Annotated in this window: 25 protein-coding genes; 15 read left to right on the top strand and 10 right to left on the bottom strand. The window is 66.4% G+C overall.

The features are described from left to right. Nucleotides 1-3: 3 nt before the first annotated feature. On the top strand, nt 4-822 hold the full coding sequence (pyrF, locus tag ACV17W_RS17995; RefSeq protein WP_462593718.1) for an orotidine-5'-phosphate decarboxylase: 819 nt from the start codon (nt 4-6) through the stop codon (nt 820-822). Between the two features lie 61 nt (nt 823-883). On the opposite strand, the gene ACV17W_RS17990 is transcribed toward pyrF, so the two are convergent. The 7 genes from ACV17W_RS17990 to ACV17W_RS17960 all read right to left on the bottom strand — a co-directional run bounded on the left by ACV17W_RS17990 (nt 884) and on the right by ACV17W_RS17960 (nt 6,110). Continuing rightward, the gene (locus tag ACV17W_RS17990; protein WP_462593717.1) at nt 884-1,453 is read right to left on the bottom strand and encodes a CinA family protein; all 570 of its coding nucleotides are present in this window, start codon (nt 1,451-1,453) and stop codon (nt 884-886) included. Continuing rightward, the gene (locus tag ACV17W_RS17985) at nt 1,450-1,956 is read right to left on the bottom strand and encodes a phosphatidylglycerophosphatase A family protein (RefSeq protein ID WP_462596581.1); all 507 of its coding nucleotides are present in this window, start codon (nt 1,954-1,956) and stop codon (nt 1,450-1,452) included. Before ACV17W_RS17985 ends, ACV17W_RS17990 begins: the two co-directional genes overlap by 4 nt. A gap of 30 nt (nt 1,957-1,986) precedes the next feature. Then, the gene (gene thiL, locus ACV17W_RS17980) at nt 1,987-2,952 is read right to left on the bottom strand and encodes a thiamine-phosphate kinase (protein ID WP_462593716.1); all 966 of its coding nucleotides are present in this window, start codon (nt 2,950-2,952) and stop codon (nt 1,987-1,989) included. 41 nt (nt 2,953-2,993) lie between these two features. After that, nucleotides 2,994-3,500, bottom strand: a complete 507-nt coding sequence (nusB, locus tag ACV17W_RS17975; RefSeq protein WP_462593715.1) for a transcription antitermination factor NusB — start codon at nt 3,498-3,500, stop codon at nt 2,994-2,996. Continuing rightward, nucleotides 3,472-3,990, bottom strand: coding sequence for a 6,7-dimethyl-8-ribityllumazine synthase (gene ribH, locus ACV17W_RS17970; protein ID WP_462593714.1), 519 nt, complete (start codon nt 3,988-3,990; stop codon nt 3,472-3,474). Before ribH ends, nusB begins: the two co-directional genes overlap by 29 nt. After that, nucleotides 3,987-5,174, bottom strand: a complete 1,188-nt coding sequence (gene ribBA, locus ACV17W_RS17965; RefSeq protein WP_462593713.1) for a bifunctional 3,4-dihydroxy-2-butanone-4-phosphate synthase/GTP cyclohydrolase II — start codon at nt 5,172-5,174, stop codon at nt 3,987-3,989. The genes ribH and ribBA overlap by 4 nt, the downstream gene beginning before the upstream one ends. Before the next feature lie 69 nt (nt 5,175-5,243). Beyond that, nucleotides 5,244-6,110 (bottom strand): fumarylacetoacetate hydrolase family protein, encoded by an 867-nt coding sequence (locus ACV17W_RS17960; protein ID WP_462593712.1) that lies wholly within the window; start codon nt 6,108-6,110, stop codon nt 5,244-5,246. A 340-nt stretch (nt 6,111-6,450) separates the two neighbouring features. Between ACV17W_RS17960 and ACV17W_RS17955 the strand changes: the two genes are divergently transcribed. From ACV17W_RS17955 to ACV17W_RS17925, 7 genes are all read left to right on the top strand, one after another. Beyond that, complete coding sequence (locus ACV17W_RS17955) at nt 6,451-7,266, top strand: HAD family hydrolase (protein WP_462593711.1); 816 nt, start codon at nt 6,451-6,453, stop codon at nt 7,264-7,266. After that, nucleotides 7,263-8,075 carry an IclR family transcriptional regulator gene (locus ACV17W_RS17950; RefSeq protein WP_462593710.1) on the top strand — a complete coding sequence of 271 codons (813 nt, stop codon included), beginning with the start codon at nt 7,263-7,265 and terminating at the stop codon, nt 8,073-8,075. Before ACV17W_RS17955 ends, ACV17W_RS17950 begins: the two co-directional genes overlap by 4 nt. Nucleotides 8,076-8,364: 289 nt before the next feature. After that, nucleotides 8,365-9,369: a phosphate/phosphite/phosphonate ABC transporter substrate-binding protein gene (gene phnD, locus ACV17W_RS17945; RefSeq protein ID WP_462593709.1), complete on the top strand. Its 1,005-nt coding sequence runs from the start codon at nt 8,365-8,367 to the stop codon at nt 9,367-9,369. 2 nt (nt 9,370-9,371) lie between these two features. Then, entirely contained in the window at nt 9,372-10,142 is a 771-nt protein-coding gene (gene phnC / locus ACV17W_RS17940) for a phosphonate ABC transporter ATP-binding protein (RefSeq protein WP_462593708.1), read from the top strand. Next, entirely contained in the window at nt 10,130-11,002 is an 873-nt protein-coding gene (gene phnE, locus ACV17W_RS17935) for a phosphonate ABC transporter, permease protein PhnE (RefSeq protein ID WP_462593707.1), read from the top strand. Before phnC ends, phnE (ACV17W_RS17935) begins: the two co-directional genes overlap by 13 nt. After that, nucleotides 10,999-11,823 (top strand): phosphonate ABC transporter, permease protein PhnE, encoded by an 825-nt coding sequence (gene phnE, locus ACV17W_RS17930; RefSeq protein WP_462593706.1) that lies wholly within the window; start codon nt 10,999-11,001, stop codon nt 11,821-11,823. Before phnE (ACV17W_RS17935) ends, phnE (ACV17W_RS17930) begins: the two co-directional genes overlap by 4 nt. 333 nt (nt 11,824-12,156) lie before the next feature. Then, entirely contained in the window at nt 12,157-13,851 is a 1,695-nt protein-coding gene (locus tag ACV17W_RS17925) for a CYTH and CHAD domain-containing protein (RefSeq protein WP_462593705.1), read from the top strand. Nucleotides 13,852-13,896: 45 nt separating this feature from the next. Here ACV17W_RS17925 and ftsY read toward each other — a convergent pair whose 3' ends face one another. Continuing rightward, the gene (ftsY, locus tag ACV17W_RS17920; protein ID WP_462593704.1) at nt 13,897-14,982 is read right to left on the bottom strand and encodes a signal recognition particle-docking protein FtsY; all 1,086 of its coding nucleotides are present in this window, start codon (nt 14,980-14,982) and stop codon (nt 13,897-13,899) included. A 592-nt stretch (nt 14,983-15,574) separates the two neighbouring features. Here ftsY and rsmD point away from each other — a divergent pair. Genes rsmD through ACV17W_RS17900 form a run of 4 tightly spaced genes read left to right on the top strand, consistent with a single transcriptional unit; the run spans nt 15,575 to nt 18,228 of the window. After that, entirely contained in the window at nt 15,575-16,156 is a 582-nt protein-coding gene (gene rsmD / locus ACV17W_RS17915; RefSeq protein ID WP_462593703.1) for a 16S rRNA (guanine(966)-N(2))-methyltransferase RsmD, read from the top strand. A gap of 57 nt (nt 16,157-16,213) precedes the next feature. Next, nucleotides 16,214-16,717 carry a pantetheine-phosphate adenylyltransferase gene (gene coaD / locus ACV17W_RS17910; protein ID WP_462593702.1) on the top strand — a complete coding sequence of 168 codons (504 nt, stop codon included), beginning with the start codon at nt 16,214-16,216 and terminating at the stop codon, nt 16,715-16,717. Between the two features lie 57 nt (nt 16,718-16,774). Beyond that, entirely contained in the window at nt 16,775-17,026 is a 252-nt protein-coding gene (locus ACV17W_RS17905) for a YfhL family 4Fe-4S dicluster ferredoxin (RefSeq protein ID WP_462593701.1), read from the top strand. A 59-nt stretch (nt 17,027-17,085) separates the two neighbouring features. Then, complete coding sequence (locus ACV17W_RS17900) at nt 17,086-18,228, top strand: benzoate/H(+) symporter BenE family transporter (RefSeq protein ID WP_462596580.1); 1,143 nt, start codon at nt 17,086-17,088, stop codon at nt 18,226-18,228. On the opposite strand, the gene ACV17W_RS17895 is transcribed toward ACV17W_RS17900, so the two are convergent. Both ACV17W_RS17895 and ACV17W_RS17890 read right to left on the bottom strand, forming a co-directional pair. Further along, nucleotides 18,229-18,615, bottom strand: a complete 387-nt coding sequence (locus ACV17W_RS17895) for an MOSC N-terminal beta barrel domain-containing protein (protein WP_462593700.1) — start codon at nt 18,613-18,615, stop codon at nt 18,229-18,231. Beyond that, a complete protein-coding gene (locus ACV17W_RS17890) occupies nt 18,612-21,128 on the bottom strand; it encodes an AsmA family protein (RefSeq protein WP_462593699.1) in 2,517 nt (838 codons plus the stop codon). The genes ACV17W_RS17895 and ACV17W_RS17890 overlap by 4 nt, the downstream gene beginning before the upstream one ends. A gap of 159 nt (nt 21,129-21,287) precedes the next feature. Between ACV17W_RS17890 and ACV17W_RS17885 the strand changes: the two genes are divergently transcribed. The 3 genes from ACV17W_RS17885 to ACV17W_RS17875 all read left to right on the top strand — a co-directional run bounded on the left by ACV17W_RS17885 (nt 21,288) and on the right by ACV17W_RS17875 (nt 24,716). Continuing rightward, nucleotides 21,288-22,337 (top strand): adenosine deaminase, encoded by a 1,050-nt coding sequence (locus tag ACV17W_RS17885; protein WP_462593698.1) that lies wholly within the window; start codon nt 21,288-21,290, stop codon nt 22,335-22,337. Between the two features lie 277 nt (nt 22,338-22,614). Then, nucleotides 22,615-23,526 carry a LysR family transcriptional regulator gene (locus ACV17W_RS17880; protein WP_462593697.1) on the top strand — a complete coding sequence of 304 codons (912 nt, stop codon included), beginning with the start codon at nt 22,615-22,617 and terminating at the stop codon, nt 23,524-23,526. A gap of 149 nt (nt 23,527-23,675) precedes the next feature. Next, nucleotides 23,676-24,716, top strand: coding sequence for a Bug family tripartite tricarboxylate transporter substrate binding protein (locus ACV17W_RS17875; RefSeq protein WP_462593696.1), 1,041 nt, complete (start codon nt 23,676-23,678; stop codon nt 24,714-24,716). The last annotated feature ends 33 nt before the right edge of the window (nt 24,717-24,749 follow it).

Genomic DNA, 24,749 nt, shown 5'->3' with positions numbered 1-24,749 from the left:
CCCATGACCTTCATCCAACAACTCGAACACGCCTGGACCTCGGGCAACACGCTGCTGCAAGTCGGGCTGGATCCCGACCCCCAGCGGTTCCCGCGCGAACTCGACGGCAAGCCGGACGCCATTTTCCAGTTCTGCCGCGACATAGTCGACGCAACCGCGCCGTATGCCTGCAGCTTCAAGCCCCAGATTGCCTACTTCGCCGCGCATCGCGCCGAAGACCAGCTCGAGGCGCTCTGCGCGCACATACGCAGCGCGCACCCTGCGTTGCCCATCGTGCTGGATGCGAAGCGAGGCGACATCGGCACCACCGCCGAGCACTACGCCCGCGAAGCCTACGAGCGCTACGGCGCGCACGCCATGACCGTCAACCCGTACATGGGGCTCGACTCGATCGAACCCTACCTGGGCTGGAAAGACCGTGGCGTGATTGTGTTGTGCCGAACGTCGAACCCCGGCGGCTCGGACCTGCAGTTTCTGCAGCTCGAGAGCGGCGAACCGCTGTATTTGCACGTGGCAGGCCTGGTGGCCGACAAATGGAACACCAACGGACAATGCGGCCTGGTCGTGGGCGCGACGTTTCCCAATGAGTTGGCCGCCGTGCGCCAGCGCGTCGGCGATGCCCTGCCGCTGCTGGTGCCCGGTATCGGTGCGCAGGGCGGTGACGTGACCGCCACCGTGAACGCCGGCCGCAGCGCCAGCGGCGCAGGCATGATGATCAACTCATCGCGCGCCATCCTGTATGCCAGCGGCGGCGACGACTGGCGCCAGGCTGCCGCCGACGCGGCGCGCGAGATGCGCAACGCCATCAACGCCGTGCGATGAAGCCGGCCCAGCCCGCCTGGGTTGCATGGCCCGCCGCGCCCGCCGCGCAGCGCGATCGACCCTAGGGCCGGACGCGATTGACGGGCTCGCCGATCAGTTCCAGCAAGCCCCGCAGCGCATACACCACCGAACCCTGGCGCACCTGGGCGCGGTCGCCGGCGAAAACCTGGGTGGCCGCGCGCGTAGTGATGCCCTCGCCGTTGCGTATGGCAAAGCCGAAACACACCATGCCCACCGGCTTGCCCGGCGTGGCGCCGCCAGGGCCGGCGATGCCCGTGGTGGATGCCGCGATTTGAATGTCGGCGCTGGCCAGCAAGACGCCGTTGGCCATTTCCAGAGCGGTTTCTTCGCTGACGGCGCCGTAGCGAGCGAGCGTGTCGGCCGACACGTGCAGATCGGCGATCTTGGCCGAATTGCTGTAGGTGACGTAGCCACGCTCGAACCATTCGCTGGATCCGGCCACCGAAGTGATGGTGCCGGCCAGCAGGCCGCCGGTGCAGGATTCGGCCGTGCCCATCGCCATGCCGCGGCGCTGCAACGCCGCGCCCAGTCGTTCGGCCAGCCCCAGGGCCTGCGCTTGTGACAGCGAGGCGGGCGCCAGGCCGGGAACGGGCTTGTGCTGCAAGGTCATGTGAGCGCTCCCAGGCGTACCAGTATGGCGACGATCAGCAAGGTGTATGCCGCGGCAACGATGTCGTCCCACATGACGCCGAAACCACCCTTGATCCTGGCGTCGAAATACTTAATGGGCGGCGGCTTGGCAATATCGAAAAAGCGGAACAGGCCGAACGCCAACAGTTGCGCGACAAAGGTGGCGGGGGTCAGCCACAGCACCAGCCAGAACGCCACCATTTCGTCCCAGACGATACCTACATGGTCGTCCACCTGCAATTCCCGCGCGACCCGCTGGCAAGCCCAGCAACCATACGCAAACGCAAGCGCCAGGAACACGCCAACCGCGAGGTCGGACGCCGCGGGCGCCGCCACGACCCAGATCAGCCATGCCAGCAGCGTGCCCCAGGTACCCGATGCGGGGCGCAGCAAGCCACTGCTCAGGCCGAAGGCAATGAGGCGCCCGGGGTCGCCCGCCACCCAGCGCGGCGCGGGGTATGCGACACGGGTGCGGTTGTGCATGGACGTAGAGTCGGGGGATGCGGACATGGATCAGGAAACCGGAAAGTGGTCGAACCCGCCAGGCAGTTCGGAAAGCGGCTTGCCCTCGGCATCCAGCACGACCAGGCCGGGCTGCGGCTCGATCGTGCCGATGGCGGTGACGGGCACGCCGGCATGGGCGGCGGCAGCCAGCACGCGATCGCGATCGGCGCCGGCCGAAGTAAAGCAAAGCTCATACGCGTCGCCACCCCCCAGGAGGGCCCGCGCCACCACGTCGGGCGGCAAGCCCCGCACGGCGGCTGCGGCGGGCACGGCCGAGTAGTTCAGCCGCGCCCCGACGCCGCTGGCGGCAAGAATGTGGCCCAGGTCCTGCAGCAGCCCGTCGGATACGTCGATGGCGGCGCGGGCCAGGCCCGCCAGGGCCAAGCCCAGCGCGACCCGCGGCTGCGGAAGTTCGAGCGCGCGGCGGGCGCTTGCCAGCCGGGCGGCATCGACAGGCAATTGCCCGTCGATCAGGCGGTATGCCACATCGGCCGCCCCCAGTTCGCCCGAGACCCATACCAGGTCGCCCGGGCGCGCGGCGTCACGACGCAGCGCGCGATTCGGCGCCACTGCACCGAACACGGTGACGCTGATGGCCAGGCCCTGGGCACTGCGGGTGGTGTCGCCGCCGATCAGCGGACAGCCATGCAGGTCGGCCAGTTGGTGGAAACCGCGGGCAAACGCCGCCAGCCATGCCTCGTCGGCACGCGGCAGCGCCAGACCCAGCACACAGCCAAGCGGGCGGGCGCCCATGGCGGCGAGGTCCGAAAGATTGACGGCCAGGGCCTTGTGTCCCAGCGCCTGGGGATCGACGTCGGGAAAAAAGTGCCGGCCTTCTATCAGCAGATCGGTACTGGTCGCCACATGCATGCCGGGCGGCACGGGAAACATGGCGCAGTCATCGCCCACGCCCAGCAGGCCTGCAGGCGCCGGCCGCTTGAAAAACCGCGAGATCAGATCGAATTCAGAGGCCAAGACGATCTCCAGGCCGGCGCCCGGCGCATGCCGGGCGCGCTTCAGCGACGCTGCGACGCGGCAGCCTGCACCTCGGTGGCGCGTACGTCGGCGGCCAGTTTGTCGAGCACGCCGTTGACGAATTTGAACCCGTCGGTGCCGCCGAACGATTTGGCCAGTTCGACCGCTTCGTTGATGGCGACCTTGTAGGGCACTTCGATGTGATGCACGAGCTCATAGCTGCCGATGAGCAGAATGCCATGCTCGACTGGCGACAGCTCGTTCAGAGGACGGTCTATGTAGGGCGTGAAGCGTTCGCGCAGCGTGGGAGCCTCGCGCAGCACGCCATGCAGCAGCGTCTTGAACCATTGGGCGTCGGCCTCGGAAAAGTCTTCGGCGTCGCGCAGGTGCGCGTCGATCTCGCCGGCGTCCTGGGTGCCTTCGCCACCGCGCAGCAGCCACGCGTAGACGCCCTGCAGGGCGAATTCGCGGGCACGGCGGCGGGCGCTGCGGGCGTTGGCGCGCGCCTGCGCCGCGCTATCAGCGGCTATCGGTTTCTTCGTCGTCAAAATCTTCGTCCTCGTCTTCGTCGTCTTCTTCGGGTTCCAGCGCAGCCACCAGGTTGGCCATTTCCACGGCCACCAGGGCGCAATCGCTGCCCTTGCCTGCGGCGCGCGCCTGCGCCTGCTCGTCGGTATCGACCGTCAGCACGCCGTTGGCCACGGGAATGCCGGTTTCGAGCGAAATGCGCGAAATGGCGCTGGCCATTTCATTGCTGACCACCTCGAAGTGATAGGTTTCGCCGCGGATGACCGCGCCAAGCGCGATCAGCGCGTCGAACTCGAAAGTTTCGGCCATGTGCGACAGCGCGACACCGAGTTCCAGCGCGCCGGGTACGGTCGCCACCATGACGTCGCGTTCGTCCACGCCCAGCTCGGCAAGCTTCTGCAGGCAGGCGTCGAGCTCTGCCTGGCCGATTTCTTCGTTGAAGCGGGCCCGCACGATGCCAATGTGCAGCCCTTCGCCGTTCAGGTCGGGGGTAAGGATATAAGGGTTCATGACTCGGCCTTGGAGGTGGCGGGGGTGGAAGGGTCGCAATCGTAACCCGTAATGGTGAGCGAAAAGCCCGCCATGCTGGGCATTTTGCGGGGACGGGCCAGCAAGCGCATCTGGCCGACGTTCAGGTCGCGCAGGATCTGCGCGCCGATGCCGTAGGTGCGCAGCCCGAAGCGGTCGCCGTCGCGCGCGGCGGGCTGGCTGTTGGCGCCGCCCCAGCCGGCGATCTGTTCGAACAGGTGTTCTGTGGAAGCCTGGCAGTTCATCAGCACCACCACGCCGGCGGGCGACTGCGCAATGGCCTGCAGGGCGCGGCCCACGCCCCAGCTGTGCGCGGTGGCGCCGGCGTCGAGCGCATCGAGAATGGACGCGGGTTCGTGCACGCGGACCAGGGTCTCGCGTTCTGGGTCGATGTTGCCGTGCACCAGCGCCAGGTGCGCCGAGCCATTGGCCGTGTCCTGGTAGGCCACCGCGCGAAATTCGCCCCAGGCGGTCTGCATGAGGCGATCGCCCACGCGCTTGACCACCGATTCATGTTCGCTGCGGTACTGGATGAGATCGGCGATGGTGCCGATCTTGAGATTGTGCTGGCGCGCGAACTCGACCAGGTCGGGCAGGCGCGCCATGGTGCCGTCGGGGTTGAGAATTTCGCAGATCACCGCGGCGGGCGTGAGGCCGGCCATGGCGGTGAGGTCGCACCCAGCTTCGGTATGCCCGGCGCGCACCAGCACGCCCCCGGGTACCGCGCGCACCGGGAAGATATGGCCCGGCTGGACCAGGTCGCTGGGCTTGGCGTCGCGCGCCACGGCCACCTGGATGGTTCGGGCGCGGTCGGCCGCCGAGATGCCTGTTTCGACGCCCACGGCGGCTTCGATGGACTGCGTGAAGTTGGTACCGTAGCGCGTGCCGTTGCGGCTGGCCATCAGCGGCAGGTCGAGCTGGCGGCAGCGTTCTTCGGTAAGGGTCAGGCAGACCAGCCCACGGCCATGGGTGACCATGAAGTTGATGGCTTCGGGCGTGACGAACTCGGCCGCCATGACCAGGTCGCCTTCGTTCTCACGGTCTTCTTCATCGACCAGGATGACGATGCGGCCGGCGCGCAGTTCGGCAACGATTTCGGTAACCGAGGCAATGCCGAACGATTCCGGGGCGGCGCCGGGCGCAATGGTAGCAAGCGGGGCAGGCATGACAATGACCAGACGGGCAGGAAAACACTAAGTTTACCCGCCCTTGGACCCGCCGAGGCCGGCCCGGCCTCAGACGAACGTGTTCTCGATGTGGCCGATACCCTGGATTTCCACGCGCACCACATCGCCGCGCTGCAGGAAACGGGGCGGCTTCATGCCCATGCCCACCCCGGCTGGCGTACCGGTGGCGATGACGTCGCCCGGGTACAGCGTGATACCGCGCGAGCAGTGCTCGATGATCGAGCCCAGATCGAAGATCAGATCGCGCGTGTTGGCCGACTGACGGACTTCGCCGTTGACCAGGCAGCGGATGTCGAGGCTGGAGGCATCGAGTTCATCGGCGGTGACCACCCACGGGCCCATGGGGCAGAACGTGTCGAACGACTTGCCCAGCAGCCATTGCTTGTGGCGTTGCTGCACATCGCGGGCGGTGACATCGTTGACGATGGTGTAGCCGTAGATATGGTCAAGCGCGTCGGCGCGCGCAATATTCTTGCCCTGCTTGCCGATTATCACGCACAGCTCGGCCTCATAGTCGATGTCGGTCGAGACCTCGAGCGGCAGCTGCACTTCGTCGCCCGGCCCCACCACGGTCTCGGGCACTTTCGAGAACACGATGGGCCAGGCCTCGCCGTCTTTGCTGTCCTGGAAGATCGAGCCCGCCAGTTCGTTGGCGTGCTCATGGTAGTTGCGGCCGACGCAGAAGATGTTGCGCAGCGGCCGCGGCACCGGCGCGCGCAGGCGCACCTCGGACAACGGCCTCGCCGCGCCGGCCCGCGGCGCCAGTTCCGACAGCGCGATCTGGCCGGTCACCAGAGGCAGGATGCCGGCGCGGGCGTCGATGCCGGGCAGTGTCACGGGGCTTACCGACTTCGCGTCATCGGCCACGATGCCGATGCGGGCCTGGCCCTGGTCTTCGTATGCTGCTAGTTTCACTCCGATTCCTTTCGAGTCGATGCAAGCCCGGGGCGCATGGCCCGCGCCTGTCCAGATACCAATTGGCACCACAATGGCTGCCGTCCCTGCAACGCGCCATCCATGCGCGCTGCCCACATTCCCGCAGAGTACCGGCCCGCGGCGGGAAGGTCCAATGCATTGTTGGACTGGTCCCGCTAAAGGTCCAAGATGCGAAGCGTCTGCATCGGCTCGGCGGATCGGCGCCATGCGGGGGCGCGGCATGCAGGTCCGCGGCGCGCGCTCTTGACGCGCGCCTGCCGCTGGCTCGACCTGAACGGTAAACTGCGGCCAGTACAAAAACCGGACCCGAAGGATGCCCATGCAAGCGCTTGCCGCCATGCCTGCTACCGTTGCCGCGTCGGTGCGCATCGTGCTCACCGACATCGACGACACTCTGACCACCGACGGGCGCCTGCCGGCCGCTGCCTACGCGGCGCTCGAACAGCTGGACGACGCCGGCATACAGGTCGTGCCCATCACAGGCCGCCCCGCCGGCTGGTGCGACCACATTGCGCGCATGTGGCCGGTGCGCGCCGTAGTAGGAGAAAACGGCGCTTTCTACTACGCCTACGATCGCGCTGCCCGGCGCATGAAAACCCACTACTGGGCCGATGCGCCGGCGCGAGCCGCCAGCCGCGCCCGCCTCGAAGCCATTCGGGATCGCGTGCTGCGCGAAGTGCCGGGCGCTGCAGTGGCCAGCGATCAGGACTACCGGGTGGCGGACCTGGCCATCGACTTCTGTGAAGACGTGCCGGCCCTGCCCGACGCCGCCGTCACACACATCGTGGACATCTTCCGCGAGGCCGGCGCCCAGGCCAAGGTCAGTTCCATCCACGTCAATGGCTGGTTCGGCGATTACGACAAGCTGACCATGACCCGCACGCTGTTCGCGCGCGAACTGGGGCTGGATATCGACGCAGCGCTGCCGCATTGCCTGTTCATCGGCGATTCGCCCAACGATGAACCGATGTTCGCTTTTTTCCCCGTGTCGGTCGGCGTGGCGAATATCCAGGCCCTGCTGCATCGCCTGGAACACCGCCCCGCCTACGTCGCCGCGCATCATGGCGGCGGCGGTTTTGTCGAGATGGCGCAACGCCTGCTGCAGGCGCGAGGCCACGCCGGGTCGCAGCCGTGAACGCCGCTCCGCGCCCTGCAAAGCCCACCGACGGCCGCCGCAGCATCCAGTCGGTAGAAGTCGGCTTTCCGCTGCTGTCCGCCCTGGTCGAAGCAGGCAAGCCGCTGACACTGCGCGACCTGGCCAGCGCCGCCGGCATGACATCGGCCAAGGCGCACCCCTATCTGGTCAGCTTTACCCGGGTGGGCCTGGTGCAGCAGGATGCAGCCACCGGCCATTACGAGCTGGGGCCCTTCGCGCTGCAGATGGGCCTGGTGAGCCTGCAGCGCCTGGACCCGGTGCGCGTGGCCATGCCCGAGATCGCCACCCTGCAGGTCGCCATCGGCCACACCCTGGGCATCGCGGTGCTGGGTACGCATGGACCCACGATGATCCACATGACTGAAGCCAGTTACCCGGTGCACGTCAATATGCGCAAGGGCACGGTGATGTCAATGCTGCACACCGCCACCGGCCTGGTCTTCGCCGCCTGGCTTCCGCCACAGGTGGCCGAGCACTACATCGCGCGCGAGGCCGGTGACACCGCCGTCATTGCCGGACGGCAGCCGCCTCGCAAGGTGGCCTACGCCGACGTCGAGGCCCGGCTGGCCGATATCCGGGTGCATGGCATGGCCCGGGCGCTGGGCAATCCCCTGCCGGGCGTGGATGCCTTGTCGGTGCCGGTGTTCGACAGTACCGGCACCGTGGTGCTGGCCCTGACGGCGCTGGGGCCTTCGGGCCTGTTCGATGCCGACTGGAACGGGTCGATCGCCAGGCCCTTGCAGGCCTGCGCACGCGAAATTTCCCGCAAGCTGGGTTATCGAAGCTGATTGCACCGCCGCGGCCCGGCGTGCGCACTGGAACGCATCAGCGCCACGGGCTGGGCGTCAGTCACGCCGCACGCCGCCCGTTTATCCAGACCCTCATGGCGCAGGCGCACCGCGAAAGGCAAGCAATCGCGCGTCTTTCAGAGGAAAACGAACATAAATCGAAAATAACGAAACCGACCCGAAAACAACACGAAAACAAAAACAGGTGATTCCCCGGCTGGGCGGTTTCGTTTTTTTGTGTTTGAATAGTTAAGTCTGGTGATATTCGAACACTGAAGGAGACACCACCATGCAAGCTCTGCGCCTCATGCAAGCCGCCGCTGCCGTCACGCTGGCGTTCGGCGTACAGGCCGCCTACGCGGCCGACAGCTGCCCCAACCGGGGCGATCTCGATCAGATGTATTGCGACGCCAACAATGACCTGGTGGCCGATCCCCCTACCGATCCCAGCAAGCTCAAGACGCCGTCAACACTGGTCTTCACCTACACGCCGGTTGAAGATCCGGCGGTGTATGCCAATATCTTCAAGCCCTTCACCGAATACCTGGGCGAATGCACCGGCAAGCGCGTGGTGTTCTACCAGGTGCAGAGCAATGCCGCCGAGATCGAAGCCATGCGTTCGGGCCGCCTGCACGTAGGCGGCTTCTCGACCGGCCCCACCGCCTTCGCCGTGAACATCGCCGGCGCCGTGCCGTTCGCCGTCAAGGGCTATGCCGACAGCTTCCAGGGCTACAACCTGATCGTCATCGTCAAGAAAGACAGCCCGTACAAGACGCTGGCCGATCTGAAGGGCAAGAAGCTGGCGCACACCTCGCCGTCTTCCAACTCGGGCCACATGGCCCCCGTGGCGCTGTTCCCGAAAGAAGGCCTGGTGCCCGACAAAGACTACAAGGTGATCTTCTCGGGCAAGCACGACCAGTCCGTCATGGGCGTGAATTCGGGCGACTACGACGCCGCCGCAGTTGCGTCCGACGTATTCCATCGCATGGCCGAACGCGGCCAAGTCAAGGAAGAAGACTTCCGCATCATCTACACCAGCGAAAAATTCCCGACCTCGTCGTTCGCCTATGCGCACGACCTGGAGCCGAAATTCCGCGACCAGATGCTGAAGTGCTTCTATGACTACCGCTTCCCCGACGCAATGAAAGAAGCCTTCGACGGTGCCGACCGCTTCTACCCGGTCACGTATGAAAAAGACTGGGCCATCGTGCGCCAGGTGGCCGAATCGGGCGGCGAACGCTTCAACCGCGCCGCCTACGACCGCGAGACCGCCAAGAACAAGGGCAAGCAGTAAGCATGACAACCTCTTTACGTATTGCCGGCCTGGTCAAGGAATACCGGGCCGGCCAGCCGGTGCTCAAGAACATCGACCTGCATGTCGAGGGCCAGGGCCTCACCGCCATCATCGGCCCGTCGGGCACCGGTAAAAGCACTTTGCTGCGCTGTATCAACCGCTTGATCGACCCCACCCGCGGAAAGATCGAACTCCAGACCGAGGGCAACACCATCGATCTGGCCGCCATACGCGGCACGGCGCTGCGCCAGGCGCGGCGCCGCATCGGCATGGTGTTCCAGGAATACAACCTGGTCGAACGCCTGACCGTCATGGAAAACCTGCTGACGGGCCGCCTCGGCTACAGCAGCGCGATCAAGGCCTGGATGCGCCGCTTCGAACCGGCAGACATCGAACGCGCCTACGAGCTGCTCGATGTCGTCGGGCTTGGCGGATTCGGCGATCAGCGCGCCGACGCCCTGTCGGGCGGCCAGCGCCAACGCGTTGGCATTGCACGCGCACTGATGCAGCGACCGCAGTTGCTGCTTGCCGACGAACCCACGTCTTCGCTCGACCCCAAGACCTCGGTCGAGATCATGGAACTGCTCACCGCCCAGGGCAGCGCCAATGGCATACCGGTGCTGGTCAACATCCATGACGTCGAGCTGGCGCGCCGCTACGCCACCCGCATTGTCGGCATGTCCGGCGGGCATATCGTCTACGACGGCGACGGCCAGGGCCTGGACACCTCCATTCTGAAATCCATCTACGGGGGCGAATCGTGGCTGCAGTAAAGCGCCGCCCCTTCGCCCTGTCCTGGCGGGCCAAGCTGAGCGCGCTGCTGGTGTTTGTGTACGCCCTGTACGCCGCGGGCCAGCTCGACTTCAGCCTGGCCCGATTCCAGGCCGGCCTGGGTCACGCCGCCACGCTGCTTGGCCGCATGTTCCCGCCTCACATCCAGCAACCCGACACCCTGTGGCAAGGCCTGGCCGAGAGCCTCGAGATCGCCGTGCTGGCCTCGGTGCTGGGCATCCTGGTGGCGCTACCCGTGGGCCTGCTCGGCGCGCGCAACCTGATGCCCGTCTGGGCATCATGGCCCGCCCGCGCATTGGTGGCACTGTGCCGCTCGCTGCACCCGGTTATCGTCGCCATTCTGTTCGTCAAGGCGGTGGGCTTTGGCGCACTGGCAGGCATCCTGGCCCTGGCGGTGGCGTCCGTGGGCTTCATCGGCAAGCTCTTCACTGAAGCCATCGAAGAAATATCGCTCAAGCAGGTGGAAGCCGTGCGCGCCACCGGCGCCTCGTTCGCCAACGTGATCCTGTTCGGGGTGTTGCCGCAGGTCTTCGCCCGATTCATCGGCTTTGCCACCTACCAGTTCGACTCGAACCTGCGCAACTCCACCATGGTGGGCATCGTGGGCGCGGGCGGTATCGGCGGCACGCTGTTTTCGGCCTTTCAGCGCTTCGACTACGATTTCGTCGCCGCGATCCTGCTCACCCTGATCGCCATCATCATGCTGGGCGAACTGCTGGCGCGCTTCGTGCGGGCCGTGTTCCTCGACAACCTGGGTTTCGACACCATCCTGCAGCGCCGCTTCGACGCGGCGCGCGGGCTGGGCGGCAAGTCCCGGGCACGCCTGGAGACCGACGAATGAACGCGCCCGCCACTTCCGTGTCCGGCGCCGGCTATCCGCGCGTCTGGCATCGCTACACCATGGGGCAGCGGCTGCTGCGCTTCGTCATGTACCTCGTGGTGGTCGCGGCCATTGTGCAGGCATCGCGCAGCGTCGAGATCATCCCCGAGTTCCTCTATGACGCTCCCGAGCAGATGGCCGATCTGCTGGGCCGCATGTGGCCCATCGACTGGGCGTTCTACCCTCAGGGCGTCCATGCGGCGCTGCTCGAGACCCTGCATATCGCCACCCTGGGCACCATCCTTTCGGTGGTGCTGGCGGTGCCGGTGGGCTTGCTGGCGGCCAACAACCTGACACCCAGCCGCCTGGTCAACCAGCTGGCCCGCCTGATCCTGGTTTCCAGCCGATCGGTCAACTCGCTCGTTTGGGCGTTGCTCTTCATTGCCATTTTCGGGCCGGGCCCGCTGGCCGGCACGCTGGCCATCGCCTTTCGCTCCATCGGCTTCGTCGGCAAGCTGGTGGGCGAGGCCATCGAAGAAGCGCAGCGTGGGCCGGTAGAGGCTCTGACGGCCACGGGAGCCAGCAAAGGCTCGGTGCTGTGGTACGGCTACTGGCCGCAGATCCGCCCGGCGTTCTGGTCCATCGTGCTCCTGCGTTGGGACATCAACGTCCGCGAATCCGCGGTACTGGGGCTGGTGGGCGCCGGCGGCATCGGCATGGCGCTCGACACCGCACTGAACCTGTTCCAGTGGGACCGCGTGGCCGTCGTCCTGGCCGCGATCTTCGCCGTCGTGGTGGTGGCCGAAGTCGTCATCACGCAGGCGCGCAAGCGCATCTTGTAATCGCCCCGTGCGGGCGCAAACGGGGGCCGCCGCGCAGGCGGACCCGGCCCCCGCTTGCGCCCGCAGGTCGCCCCGGCGCATCGGCCCGGGCGCAGCGAACATCAGCCGCGCAGGCCACCCGGCCTTTTTTGCATGCCGGTCGCGCGTTGCCGCGATGCGCAGGCACGACCGCAGCCTCCCGGCCCGGCATGCAGCGCTTGCGCTGGCAAAGCCAATCCACCGCGACACCGGCGCCGGCCCGCGGGCTGGCTGGTGAACGATTTATGACTGGTCATCACGACCCATGCCGGCGTTGGGTACTATCGGCTGTTTAAGCAGCCGTCGCCGACCGACATGTCCGAACGAGAATTGAAATTGCACGTCCCGGCCGCCGCGCGCCGGGCGGTCCACCAGGAAGTCCGTCAAGGCCAGGCCACGCTCGTAAGGCTGCACGCCCTGTACTTCGACACCCCCGCCCGTGAATTGGCGAGCGCGCGCATCGCGCTCAGGCTGCGACGCGAGGGCCGCGATTGGGTGCAGACCGTAAAAATGCCAGGGGCCGACGCAATCACCCGCGTCGAAATCAACCACCCGCGGCCCGGGCCGGTCCTGGATCTCTCCGTCTACCTAGGCACCGAGCTTGAGGCGCCGCTTTCGGCCATCAAGGGCGAACTGGGTCTGCGCTACGAAACCGACGTGCAGCGCCTGTTGCGCCAGGTGCGCACGCGCCATGGCAGCGTTGAAGTGGCGTACGACACCGGCGTGCTTCGCGCCGGCGACCTCGAACTGCCCATCGCCGAACTCGAATTCGAATTGCTGTCGGGCCGCCCTGCCGCGATTTTCAGTCTGGCGCGCCGCTGGCAGCAGCGACACGGCCTGGTGCTGGACGCGCGCAGCAAATCAGAGCGTGGCGATGCCCTGGCCACGCTGTCGCAAGAGCTCGCTGCGCTGGGCGACGATGACCCCACCACGCAGGTGAGCCGCGGCACCGCCATCGCACGATTCTGGGGCCCGCGGCCGGCCGCCCGCATCATGCTCGAGCGCGGCATGACCCCGGCCCAGGCCATGGGACGCATCGCGCACGAATGCCTCGATCAGGTCATGCGCAACGCGGCCATGCTGGCCGAAGTCGATACCCTGGGCCTGTATGCCGCAGGGCAGCCCGAACACGTCCATCAGCTGCGGGTCGGCATGCGCCGCCTGCGCTCGGCCTGGCGTCTCTTCGACGGCTCGATCGCCCCGCCCCCCGCTGCGGTGCTGGAGGGAATCCGTGCGCATTTTTCCGCGTTCGGGCTCAGCCGCGACCAGGACGTCCTTAACGAAACCGTCACGCCCGCTCTGTTGCAGGCGGGCATGCCCGTCATCACCTTCGACATGCCCGCGCCAGACGTCGACGTACAGGGGCTTGCCGCGGGCCGCGGGTTCCAGGGCTGGCTGCTGGACGCTCTGGAATGGAGCCTGGACGTGCAGCCCAGCAACCCGGGGCCGCAAGCGGAAGCCGCGGCCTCGCCGCCCCAAGGCGCTCCCGAAGGCACGCCTGCGGGCGAGCCACTCGCGGACGCCCTGCATCGGGCGCCCGAAACGGACACCCCCGCCCCGGCATCCCGCGCCGAGCCAGTGGCGGCCACGATCATTCCCATGGCCGCGCTGCCCGACCTGCCGCCGTTGCACAGGCTTTTGCGCCAGCGCCTGCACCGCTGGCATACGCAGGTCGCCAGGAAGGGCCGGCAATTTGGAAAGCTCGATGTGGCCGCCCGGCATGAGTTGCGCAAACGCGGCAAGCGGCTGCGCTATGGCCTGTCTTTCGCGGAAAAGCTACTGCCCGCCGATCGGCTGCGCAGCTATCGGAAACTGCTGGCGCGCGTCCAGGATCTGCTCGGTGAAATCAACGATCTGGCCATGGCGCGCGAGTATTACCAGGGTTGCGTGGGTACGCATCCGCAGGCCTGGTTTGCGCTGGGGTGGATCAGCGCCCGGCTCGACAAACTGTCGGCCGAGGCGCAGCAGGCCTTCGATCGTCTCGCCGACACCAAGCCTTTCTGGAAATAAAGCCGGAACGCGCGGCGGCGCCCCGGCTGCGAACGGCGGGGCGCGCTAGTCGGACAGCAGCGCTGCCGCGAATTCGTCGGCCACGAAGGGCTGCAGGTCTTCCATGCCTTCGCCCACGCCTATCCAGTACACCGGCACCGGGCGCACGCCTTGCGTGCCGGCGGCCACGGCGGCCAGCGTGCCGCCCTTGGCTGTGCCGTCGAGCTTGGTGACCACCAGGCCGGTCAGGCCGATGGCGGCGTCGAAGGCGCGTATCTGCGCCAGCACGTTCTGGCCCGTATTGCCATCGACCACCAGCAGCACTTCGTGCGGCGCGGTGGCGTCGGCCTTGCCGATGACCCGACGGATTTTCTTGAGCTCTTCCATCAGGTGCAATTGCGTCGGCAGACGGCCAGCGGTGTCGACCATGACCACGCCCGCACCCCGCGCGCGTCCGGCATTGACGGCGTCGAACGCGACCGCTGCCGGGTCGCCGCCCTCTTGCGCGATGACGTTGACGTTGTTGCGGCTGCCCCATTCAATGAGCTGCTCGCGCGCCGCCGCGCGGAAAGTGTCGCCCGCCGCCAGCAGCACGCTTGCGCCCTGCCGCTGGAAGGTATGCGCGAGCTTGCCGATAGATGTGGTTTTGCCTGCGCCGTTGACCCCGGCGATCATGATCACCAGCGGGCTGGCGCGGTGCAGGTCGAAGGGCCGCTCCAGCGGCCGCAGATGGTCAGCCAGCACTTGCCGCAGGGCGGCCTTGACCTTGGTGGCGTCATCGAGTCGTTCCTTGCGCACGCGCGCGCGCAAAGCGGTCAGCAATTGCTCCGTCGCTTCAATGCCGGCATCGGCCATGATCAGCGCCGACTCGAGTTCCTCGAAGAGGTTTTCGTCGACCTTGACGCCCACGAACAGCCCGCCCAGGCTCTGGCCCGTGCGGGACAGGCCCTGCTTGAGCCGTCCCAGCCAGGACGATTTCCTGGCGGGTTCGGGCTTGGGGTCCGGTTCGGATGCAGCAGGGGCTGCGGCCTCAGGCGCAGCCGGGGTCGGCGAGACGGGCGTCGGCGTGATCGGCGGCGCCTGCGCCGCACCAACGATGGGCGCGGCGGGGGGTAGCGGCTCGGCTTCGGGCGCCGCCTTGGATTCGGGCACCGGCGCCCGCGGGGCAGGCTCGGGCGCGGCAGCGTGCCCAGCCGCCGGAGACGTCTGCGGTACAGGTGCCGCTTGCGGGGCCGCCGGCAACGGACGGGCGGCAGGCGTCTGAGCGGCGGCCCGGGCAAAAGGAGATGCGACGGGGCGCGGCTGCGCGGCTTGCGGATCTGGCTGCGTCGACGCCGGTGCGGCCGGTTGCGAGGCCGCATGCGTGGCCGGCATAGACCCTGGCTGGGATTGCGGCTCGGACTGCGGCTGCAAGGCCGCAGGCGCTGGCGGTGCCGGCTGCGGCGCCGGAGGCGACGCGGGTGGGGCAGGCGCTGACGGGTCCTGCGCCGGAGCAGCGGCTTCGGGGGCGTCCGCGCTGGCAACGGATTCATCCGCAGGCGGCGCGGGCGGCTGCGCGGGCGTGGCGGGCGGGGATTTTTTCTTGAAGAAGCGGAACATGGCCGAAGTATATTCCGTTCCCTGTATGCCCATCCGTGCGCGGCGCGCAGGCCGAACCCGCGTCGACCCGGAGCACCGCAAGGACAGGCCTGCTGGCGGCCTCCCGGCGAGGCCCGGCTACTATTCGCGCAGGAGGTCCGTTTTCTTGAAGAAACCCAATACCCGCAGCAAGCCCATCCGTATCGTCGGCGGACAGTACCGGCGCACGCCCATCGCCGTGCCCGATGTGCCCGGCCTGCGCCCCACCCCGGACCGGGTGCGCGAAACCCTGTTCAACTGGCTGGCCCACCTGTGGGCGGGCGAATTTGCCGGCAAAAGCGTTCTCGACCTGTTTGCCGGCAGCGGCGCCCTGGGTTTCGAGGCCGCCTCGCGCGGGGCATCGCACGTTTTGCTCGTGGAACACGACCGGGCTGCGGTGGCTGCCCTGCGGGCGCTGCGCGACAAACTGCAGGCCGGCGCCGTGCGGGTTCACGCCGGCGAAGCCTTGCAGGTCGTGCAGCGCATGGACGCCTCGCGCTTCGACCTGATCCTGCTCGATCCGCCGTTCGGCCTCGACTGGCTGCCGCGTCTGTGGCCGCTGCTGCCAGGCATTATGGCCGACGGTGCGCTGGTGTATGTGGAATCCGAAGCTCCCCTGGCGCCCCCCGAAATATTCGAACTGGTGCGCCAGGACAGGGCGGGGGCGGTCCACTACGGATTGCTCCAATTTGCTGCATTGCGGAAATAAGTCAATAATCCGGAAATCAGAGGAAGGTGTAGCCAGTTATAAGGATACGGAGCCAGCATGATTACCGCCGTCTACCCAGGCACGTTTGATCCGCTCACCCGCGGCCATGAGGATCTGGTGCGCCGCGCCGCCTCGCTGTTCGACAAGGTGGTGGTGGGCATCGCGCACAGCCGTAATAAAAAGCCTTTCTTCAGCATCGACCAGCGCGTCGAGATCGCCCGCGAAGTGCTGGGCCACTACCCTAACGTCGAAGTGCTCAGCTTCGCGGGCCTGCTGAAGGATTTCGTGCGCGAGCAGAACGGCCGCGTCATCGTGCGCGGGCTGCGCGCCGTGTCCGATTTCGAATACGAGTTCCAGATGGCCGGCATGAACCGGCACCTGCTGCCCGAAGTCGAGACCATGTTCATGACGCCGTCCGACCAATACCAGTTCATCTCGGGCACCATCGTCCGCGAGATCGCGCAACTGGGCGGCGACGTCAGCAAATTCGTGTTTCCGTCGGTCGAACGCTGGCTGCAGGCCAAGGCCAAGGAATACCGCGAACAGGGCCAGGCGGGCTGAGCGACGCGCCGCTTCGCGGCGCTACAATGGCTCGACCCCGACGCCTGATTTCCCGCCATGGCTCTGACCATCACCGAAGAGTGCATCAATTGCGACGTATGTGAGCCGCAGTGCCCCAACGAGGCAATCTCGATGGGGCCCGAGTTCTACATCATCGACCCCCACCGCTGCACCGAATGCGTGGGCCACCACGACGAACCGCAATGCAAAGTGGTCTGCCCGGTGGAATGCATTGAATTGCACCCGCAATGGCACGAAGGGCAAGAAACCCTGATGGCCAAGTACCGACGCCTTACGAGCCCTTCGTGACCCCGCCCGACGCCAGCGTTGCCGGGCAGTTGCGCCGGCCTCCGTACGCCGACCTGTCGGTGTCGGCGGTGGTGGCAGGCCTGGTGGCGATGCTGGTCGGCTTCGGCGGCACCGCGGTGCTGATGGTGCAGGCCGGGCACACTGCGGGTCTGAATGCCACCTACATAGGCTCCTGGCTGGGTTCGATCTGTCTGGCGCTGGGGCTGGGCGGGCTGGTCATCAGCCTGCAAACCCGCATTCCGGTCGTATTGGCCTGGTCCACCCCCGGTGCCGCCCTGCTGGTCACCGCCCTGGCCGGCGTGCCCTTCGACCAGGCCGTCGGTGCCTTCGTGCTGGCGGCCGCGCTGATGCTGGCCTGCGGCCTCTTCGGCTGGATAGATCCCATCATGCGGCGGGTGCCGCCCGAGATCGCCAGCGCAATGCTGGCCGGCGTGCTGCTGAATTTCGGGCTGGGCATCTTCACGCGTATCGGCGAGCAGCCCTTCCTGGTGCTGTCGATGTGTGCCGCCTACCTGCTGGGCAAACGCTTCGCGCCGCGCTATGCCGTGCTGGCAGTGATGGCGGTGGGGCTAGGCGTGGCCGGCGCGGCCGGCCGGGTGCAATTGGGCGGCGTCGACTGGCAGCTCACCGAATTCGTCTGGACCACCCCCACCTTCACGTGGTCGGCCTTCGTCAGCATCGGCATTCCCATTTTCGTGGTGGGCCTGGCCTCGCAGAACCTGCCGGGCCTGGCCATTCTGCAGGCTGCCGGCTACCGCCCTGCCCCTTCCCGCATTGTCGGCGCCACGGGGCTGCTGGGCCTGCTGGCGGCGCCGTTTGGCGCGCACAGCATCACCCTGGGCGCCATCACGGCCGCCATTTGCGCGGGCCCCGAGGCGCACCCCGACCCGCAGCGGCGTTACGTGTCGGGCGTGGTCTACGGCGCCGCTTACATCGTACTGAGCATCGTGGCGGGCGCGGTGGCGGTATTTTTCCAGGCGCTGCCCCCGGCCCTGATCGCGGCCCTGGCCGGCCTGGCCCTGCTGGGGGCCATTCTGGGAGGCCTGGCGGGCGCCATGGCCAATCCGCTGCGCCGTGAGGCGCCGCTGGTCACGCTGCTGGCCACCGCCTCGGGTTTCAGCGCCTGGGGCATCGGCTCGGCATTCTGGGGCCTGGCCGCCGGAATGCTGACCCACTTCGTGCTGGAATACCGGCGAGCCTGATCAGTCGGGCCACTGCACGGGAGGCATTTCCGGATGCACCTTCAGCAGGCGGCAAGGAATCTGCAGATAGTTGGACACCCAGGCGGCGGCCAGGTCTCCCTCGTCGACGACATCGAGCGTTTGCTCGCCCAGCGGAATCTGATACCTCACGCTGTCGTCGTCTTCGATGACATCGAGTGGAATGTCCATGCGCAGCATGCCCGGCGCTTTCATGACCAGGTACCCCAGCCGCAGCTCGACAGTGATGTCGGCCAGGCGCGGGCAGAGCCTGCGGTTGAGCCACGTGCCGGCATCATTGGCCACCAGCCAGCGCTTGTGATATGGCTCGGCCTGGGGCTGGGTAGTGGTGCCGCACTCGGCGATAGGCTGGAAAGCGGGTTCGCTCATTTGCCGAGTAGTCCTTTCAGTGCTTTATCAAGTTGAGGCGCGAGCCTGGAGTCGCCAGCCTTCTGCTCGACGGCTTCTTTCAGCTTTTGAGCCAGGCCGCGCTTCAGGGCTTCCGTGGCCGCACCGCGCCATTGAACCGTATACACGGGCTTGTCGAACGGCCCGCTGATCAGCACCGGAATGGTGATGCCCTTGAGCTCTTCGAGCTCTTTGCCGTCCTGCCCGGTGCTGGTGTTGACCACCCGCACATTGGCCACGAAATTCAGGATGTTCTGGACGAAATCAATGCTGGCCGGATTTCCCTGCGTGACCCGCAGCAGCGGCGAAGCCATATCGAGGCGCTTGGCGCTGGCCACGCCCTTCACGAACACCAGGTCGGCCTCGAGGGACGTGAAATCGGTGTGGCGGGCCTGGTCGGCGGCCAGGGAGGGATCGGCTGCGTCGCCGCTGAATGCCGCCTTCAGTTCGCGCAGCGTCTGGGCAATGTTGATGCCGCGCACCGCGCCGTCGCGCAGGCGCAGCTGCAAGTTGCCATTCAGGCCGGTTGTCAGCGCGTAGGAATTGGAGCCCGCGGTTTTCAGGTCGAGCGCCACGCTGCCGGTGCCCGTCAGCGCCCGCTGCTGCACGAGGTCGGCCAGCAGCGGCCCGATGTCGATGCCGGCGAGCGTCATCTTGGCCACCACCTGGTTGCCTTCGGCCGCGTTCACGGACAAGGTGCCGCCCAGCTTGCCGCCATACAGCGCGGCGGCCAGCGTGGAGATATCGAGCTTGCCCTTTTCGAGTTTGATCTTGGCGCTGAGTTCACTGGCTTTCAGGCCCCGCACCACCAACTGGCCGATCTTGATGCTGCCATTGGCCGTGGGACCGACCAGGGCGGAAAGATCGATCTCACTGTCGTCGGCCGCGGCGGCGGTAGCGGCGGGCTTGGCGGGCGCCTTGGCGGCGTCGTCCTGCTTGCCGTCTCCGCCCGCCGCCTTGGGCGGCATCATGGGCACGGGCGGCGCCAGCTTGTCGAGGTCGAGCGTGTCGACCGCGAGCGCGAAAGTGATGTCAGGCACGGCCGACAGTTGCTTGACGTCGGCCGTCAGGTCGAACTTCCCGCCTTCGAGAACCGCGTTGATCTTCGCGCCGGCCTGGTCTTTCTGCAGGTTGGCGCTCATGCTGCCTATGACGGGAATCTGCAGGCTGCCCTTCGGCAGCCCGGGGTCGGTGATGCTGACGTCGCCGCGCAGCGCCGACAGTCCTATGGCGCGCTGCCACAGATTGAAGGTGGCCGGCGACGCAAACACGGCCTTGACCACGCGCTCGCCCTGGGTGAGCGTGCTGTCGAGCTTGATTTCCTTGATGTCGAGCTCGCTGGCGTTGCCGCTGATGCCGTTCAGGCCGAAGCTGGCATCCAGGCCTTGCAGGCGCACGCGGCCCGTCAGCGCCTGGCCCGTGGCCGCCGACGGCGACACGTTCAGGGCCGGCGCATCGGCAGCCAGTTCGAACGGGCCGCCCGGCAGCGCGCCCTTGGCGCGCACCGCCAGCTTCTCGATCTGCAGCTGCAGCTTGTGCGGGTCAAGCGCAAGTTTGGGCACGGCCACGCTGGCCTCGACGTTCTTCATGGGCGTGGCGGAGTCGGGTATGTCGCCCTGGAAGACGATTTCGAGCCCGCCCACGTCCAGCGAAGACGTGCGGCCGTTGAAAGCCAGGTTGCCGCGCGCGGCCAGGCTGCGGGCTTCGGCCCCCAGAACGTTGCCGTCCATGCGCACATCGAGCCTTTGCGCGGCGAAACGCCTGGCCAGCGGATCGAGCGTCAGCAGGCCCTGCCCAGTGAGGTTTGCGTCGACACGCGGATTGCCGCCTTCGACGCGCGCCGACAGGCTGACGTCGAAAGGCTGGTTGTACGTGACGCGCCCGGTATTGGCGTTGAGATTGGTGACGGCCACCGCCATGCCCGAGATGGCGTCTTGCAGTTGCAATTCGCCGGCCTGCAGGTCGAGCCCGGCGATATCGATCTGCATGGTCGCCGGGGCCGAGGCGCCGCCCGTGGCGATGGCCTGGGCCGCACCCGCCATCGCGCCCACTGCCGCGCTGGCAGGCCCCGCCGGCACGGCCGCGTTCGCCACGCCGCCGCCGACCAGGTCTTCGAAGTTGAGGTGGCCGGTCTTGTCCCGCACGACCCGGGCCTTGAAGCCGTTGATGGCCACGTGGTCCACCACCAGATTGCTGGACAGCAGCGGCCACACCGCAACCGCCAGGCGCATGCTGTCGATGGACGCGAATACGTCGGTGCTGTTCACTTCGGACAAGGAGACGTCTTGCACCGAGAGGCCGATACGGGGAAACAGCGAGAGTTCGATTTCACCGTCGATGGCCAGCGTGCGCTGATAGCGCTCCTGCACCAGCTCTTCGAGCTTGTACTTGTATGCGTTGGGGTCGAACGTGAGCAAAAAGATGGCCAGGCCGACGACGGCCACGACAACCAGCACAACCAGGCCAATCAATATGCGCTTGAACCACGTTTTCATTGCCGCCCCGGGGGTACCTCGACTGGAAAATTCTGGGAATAACCGCGCCCCATCCGGTAAGGTATGGGAACGATTCGCGCCGCTTGCGAGACGGCGGCGTGGCAATATGGTAACAAACCGGACGCCAGACCCGGCCCGGCCCCGACAATTTCAGCCGCCATGACCCATCCAGCCGATTTCCCCGCCCCGAAGTTGCCTGCGCTGCTGCGGGCCATGCCCAAGGCCGAACTGCATGTCCATATCGAGGGAACGCTCGAACCGGAGCTCATTTTCGCGCTGGCTCGGCGCAATGGCGTGACCCTTCCGTACCCCGACGTCCAGGCGCTGCGCGCCGCCTACGCCTTCACCGACCTCCAGAGCTTCCTGGATATCTACTACGCCGGCGCCAGCGTGCTGCTTCAGGAGCAGGACTTCTTCGACATGGCCATGGCCTACTTCCGGCGCGCCGCTGCCGACCACATCGTGCACGCCGAACTGTTCTTCGATCCGCAGACGCACACAGCCCGCGGCGTGCCCATGCAGACCGTCATGGCGGGCCTGGTGCGGGCCTGCACCGCAGCACGGTCCGAGCTGGGACTGAGCAGCGCTTTGATCCTGTGCTTTCTTCGCCACCTCACCGAAGCCGAGGCCTTCGAGACGCTGGAACAGGCGCTGCCCTATCGGCAGCATTTCATCGGCGTCGGACTCGACAGTGGCGAGCGCGGCAACCCGCCGGAAAAGTTCGCCCGGGTGTTCGCGCGGTGCCGCGAACTCGGCCTGCACATCGTTGCACATGCCGGGGAAGAAGGGCCGGCCCAGTACATCCGGGATGCGCTCGATCTGCTGGGGGCGCAGCGCATCGACCACGGCGTGCGTTGCATGGAAGATCCACAATTGGTCGAGCGCCTGGCGCGCGAACGCATACCGCTGACCGTGTGCCCCTTGTCCAACGCGAAACTAGGCGTCTTCGACACGCTGGCTGCCCACAACCTGCCGCAGTTGCTCGACGCAGGGCTGTGCGTCACGCTGAATTCGGACGACCCGGCGTACTTCGGCGGCTATCTGACTGACAATTTCGTGCAGACGTTTGCTGCGCTGCCGCAATTGAATGCGGGCCATGCCATCGCGCTGGCCCACAACAGTTTCGAGGCCAGCTTCGTGGCAGAGTCGTCCCGGGCGCGATGGCGCGTGCAGATGAACCAGGTACTGGAACAGCTGGCCCGCGCATGAATGCGCGCCCTGCCCGCCGGCCGGCTCCGCGCGCGGCGGCGCCAGTTTCGCCGGTGCCGTGCGCCGAGCCTTCGTCCGCCGCTCCGGAATTCGCGGCAGGGGCGGCCGTCAGCCAGGCTCGCGGCTTATACTTCACGGGCCGTCCGCCGGCAGAACGCCCCGGCAGCGCATAGCGCCTCACCCGTTCTCCATTGATATCCTCCAATTCGTTCTGAAAGCACTGCCACCTTGCTACAGCGACTGCCGTTCGAATTATTTTTGAGAGCGTGAACACGGAATGGATGAACTCGCCGCGATTCGCGTATTCATGTCTGTGGCGGAAGCCGGCAGCTTCTCCGAAGCCGGCCGCCGCCTGGGAATGTCGACCAGTTCTGTTTCGCGTCAGGTCGGAAGCCTGGAAGAGTATCTCGATGTTCGCCTGTTGAAGCGGTCGACGCGCAACCTCGTGCTGACCGAGGCGGGGCAGAACTATCTGGCTTCGGCGGCGCCTGCCTTGCGTCAGCTTGAACTGGCCCGCCGCACGGCCCACGCCTATCAGCGCAAGATCAGCGGCTCGATTTCCGTGCACGCACGCATGTCGGCGGGCGCCGAGGTCATCGTGCCCGCGCTGCCTTCCTTCTTTGAGATGTATCCCGATGTCGAGATCGACATCACCCTCACCGACGAGCGTGTAGACCTGCTTTCGAACGGCATCGACGTCGCGGTCTGGCTCGGAAGCCTCGATGACTCCAGTATGGTGGCCAGGCAGCTCAGCGGAAGCAAACGCGTGGTTTGCGCGAGCCCCGAATATCTGGCCAGACGCGGCATTCCCACCAGCCCGCACGACTTGATCCACCACGCCTGCCTGATTTATCAGCAACACAACTACCTCAAGGAATGGCGCTTCCGCAAGGGTAATGAACTCATCTCGACACCCGTCGCCGGCCCCTTGCGCACGTCCAACAGCGCTGCCCTGATGACGGGGGCGAAAGGCGGCCTGGGCCTCGCGATGCTGCAAGGCTGGATGGTGCGAAGATCGGTCGAGGAAGGCCATCTGCAGACGGTCCTGTCCGACTATGAAGCCTATCCCACCGAACAGGACACGTCCCTCTACGTGGTGTATCCGCATCGTGATCGCCTGCCGACGAAGGTACGGGCCTTTGTCGACTTTTTGGTAAAGCTGTTTTCCCCAGAAGCCGATCACGGCTGAATCCATCCCGTACGGGGCCCGCCTCCTCGGGCGTGCAGGCAGACCCGAGCGCACGACGCGCGCCCGCCCGACCCGGCAAATTCTGCTTTTGCATTCTTTGCAAAGCAGTTTCCCGTCTGGCCTGCCTACCCGCAGAAATCCTATCCGCTATGCTGAACCTTGAGCAGGCGCTGATCGTTTTTGCTCCAAGAAATCATAACTATCACAATAGGAGACGAGCCTTGAAAGCCAAAAACGTTTTGGCCGCGGCATTGGCCTGTGTCGCATTGTCCGCGGGCACCGCCGCGAATGCCGACACCTATCCCTCCCGGCCAATAAAACTCGTACTCGGATTCAGTCCTGGCGGGGGCGCCGATGCAATCGCAAGAATCTATGCAGCCGAGCTGGAAAAAATTCTTGGCGCGCCGGTCGTGGTCGAGAACAAGCCCAGTGCATACGAGCAAGTGGCAGGCCGGTTCGTGCAAAATGCGGCGCCAGACGGGTACACGCTGTGGCTGGCCACGACCGGAGGAGTGGTGCAGGCCCCGCTGATCCGCGACATGCCATACGATCCGCGCAAGGATTTCACGCCCATCGGAGTCATCGCGGAGGCAGACGCGGTCCTGGCCGTGAAGAAGAACTTCCCGGTGAAATCAGTTGATGAACTGGTGAAGTTTGCGCGCGCGAATCCCAGCGCGATCAACTTTGGGTCGGCGGGCACGGGCGCACCCAGCCATCTCCTGGTCGAATACATCCAGAGCCTGCTCGACATAAAAATGACCCATATCCCTTACAAAGGGGCAGGCGACGTTGCGCGCGAACTGATGGCGGGAAGCATTGATTTTGCCGTCGTGGTGCCGGCGGCTGCGGCGCCGTTGATCAACGCCGGCAAGATCGACGCGATTGCCGTGACCGGCAAGCAACGCGTGAAATCCCTGCCCGACGTTCCGACACTCGAGGAAGGGTCGATCTCCGAACTCAAAGGCATGAGCGTCTATGCCTTCTACGCCATCCTCGGCCCCGCGAATCTGCCCGATAACGTCACGCGCACGCTCAACAAGGCGTTCAATGCCGTGTCATCCCTGGAGGCCGTGCAGCAGCGGGCAACCCAGATGGACTTTCGCGCCGTGACCGGAACGTCTGCCCAGTTCTCGCAGCGCATCGAAGAAGACATGGCGCTATGGGGCGAAGTGGCAAAGCGGATCAAGTGAGCACCTTGCCCGGATAGACCTTGCGAAGGTCGG

Source organism: Bordetella sp. MIP270_01_BMS, assembly GCF_054958705.1.
This window is presented reverse-complemented; position numbering and strand designations above follow the sequence as displayed.